At 69.2% G+C, this 1,710-nt stretch carries 2 protein-coding genes; both read left to right on the top strand.

Going from position 1 to position 1,710, the window contains the following annotated elements:
* The first annotated feature begins 53 nt into the window (after positions 1–53).
* The gene (locus I55_RS32760) at positions 54–770 is read left to right on the top strand and encodes an ankyrin repeat domain-containing protein (protein ID WP_049973839.1); all 717 of its coding nucleotides are present in this window, start codon (positions 54–56) and stop codon (positions 768–770) included.
* A gap of 16 nt (positions 771–786) precedes the next feature.
* A complete protein-coding gene (locus I55_RS04855; protein WP_049973838.1) occupies positions 787–1,701 on the top strand; it encodes a type VI secretion system Vgr family protein in 915 nt (304 codons plus the stop codon).
* The last annotated feature ends 9 nt before the right edge of the window (positions 1,702–1,710 follow it).

The raw sequence follows: 1,710 nt of genomic DNA, 5'->3' as shown, positions 1-1,710 counted from the left end.
CCTTCGTGGCCCGTGGCGCCCCTTCATTCTTTCAGCCTTCACACGGTGGGACGATGGCGACGAATACCCTGGTCTTCTTTCCCGACCGCTTCACGGACCCGGCCGCCCGCCGCTTCGCCGAGGCCGTGGCAGCCGGCAAGGTCGATGTGGCACTGGCCGCCGCCCGCGAGGCCCCCGGCGGGGTCAACACCGTGGGGCGCAATGGGGCCACCGGCCTGATCATGGCGGTGGAGCGGCACGACCACGCCATGGTCGACGCCCTGCTGAAGGCCCACGCCGACCCCAACGGTGCCCCCGGGCTGGCGCCGCTCAACAAGGCGTCGGCCATTCACGACCTGCCGATGGTCAAGGCGTTGCTGGCCGCAGGCGCCGACCCCAATGGTACGGCCGATGGCCAGACATCGCTGCACGTCGCCGGCCTCATGGGGGATGTTCCCGTGGCGCAGGCCCTGCTGGACGCCGGCGGCGACATCAACAGCGCGGACGAGGTCGGCACCACGCCGCTGTTGACCGCCGCCGGCACCGATCATTGGCAGATGGCCGCCTTCCTGCTGGATCACGGGGCCTCGCCATGGGCGGAAGCGGGGGGCGCCACCGTCGCCGGCCTGGCGGCGGACTCCCGCATCCTGCCCAACAACCCCGACGGCAAGGCGCTGCCCCAGGTGATCGAGAGGATCAAGGCCGCGGGCTATTCCTGGCCGCCACCCCCGGCCTCCCAGATCCGCGCCCTGAAGGCGGAGGGCAAATGGCCGCCGCCGGGCAAACATTGAGGCGGGGGGACTGATCATGGACACCTACACCCAAGCGGAGCGGTTGCTGGGGATAGACAGCCCCCTGGGGCCCGACCAGTTGCTGCTGGAGGCGCTGGAGGGGACCGAGGGGCTGTCGGTGCCGTTCGAGTTCCGGGCGACGGTGCGCGCCATGGACGACAACCTGGACCCGAAGGCGCTGATCGCGCAGAGCGTGGATTTGAAGCTGCGCCTGGACGATGGCGTCTATCGTGTCTTCAACGGCGTCGTCGCCTCGCTGACCGGGGGGCACGCCGCCTCGCGCGGGCAGCGGCACTACACCCTGCGCGTCGTCCCCCGCCTGTGGTTCCTGACCCGCACCAGCGACTGCCGCATCTTCCAGAACAAGACCACCCTGGACATCCTGGAGACCATCTTCGGTGAACTGGGCGTCACCCAGTACGACTTCTCCGGCGTCAGCGCCCCGCCCCCCCGGGAGTATTGCGTCCAGTACCGCGAGACCGACTTCAACTTCGTCTCCCGCCTGATGGAGGAGGATGGCCTCTACTATTTCTTCCGCCATGAGGCCGGCAGGCACACCCTGGTCCTGGGCCACCAGACGTCCGCCTACCAGACGGGCGATGAGCCGCTGATCCCCTTCAGCGCCGCCTCCGCCCACAGCAACCACATCACCGAATGGCACCGCAGCCACGCCTACCAGGCCAGCGCCTGGGGCCTGGGCGACTACAACTTCCAGACCAGCAAGCTGGACCTGAAGCAAACGGTCCCCACCGTCTCCACCTTCCAGCAGGATCCCGAGCACGAGCACTTCGATTATCCCGGCCTGCACGACAGCGCCGGCGACGGCGAGCGGCGAGCCAAGCTGGCCATGCAGCGGAGGAGGTGGAGCGGGAAACGGTGCAGGCCGCCAGCGACTGCCGGTCGCTGGCCCCCTGCGGCCGCTTTCAGCTGACGGACCATC

Source organism: Azospirillum sp. B4 (assembly GCF_000333275.1).
Lineage (GTDB): Bacteria > Pseudomonadota > Alphaproteobacteria > Azospirillales > Azospirillaceae > Nitrospirillum.
This window is presented reverse-complemented; position numbering and strand designations above follow the sequence as displayed.

Excerpts from the sequence above, each read along its gene's own strand:
- I55_RS32760 (WP_049973839.1), top strand. The coding sequence starts at position 54 with ATGGCGACGAATACCCTGGTCTTCTTTCCCGACCGCTTCACGGACCCG.
- I55_RS04855 (WP_049973838.1), top strand. The coding sequence starts at position 787 with ATGGACACCTACACCCAAGCGGAGCGGTTGCTGGGGATAGACAGCCCC.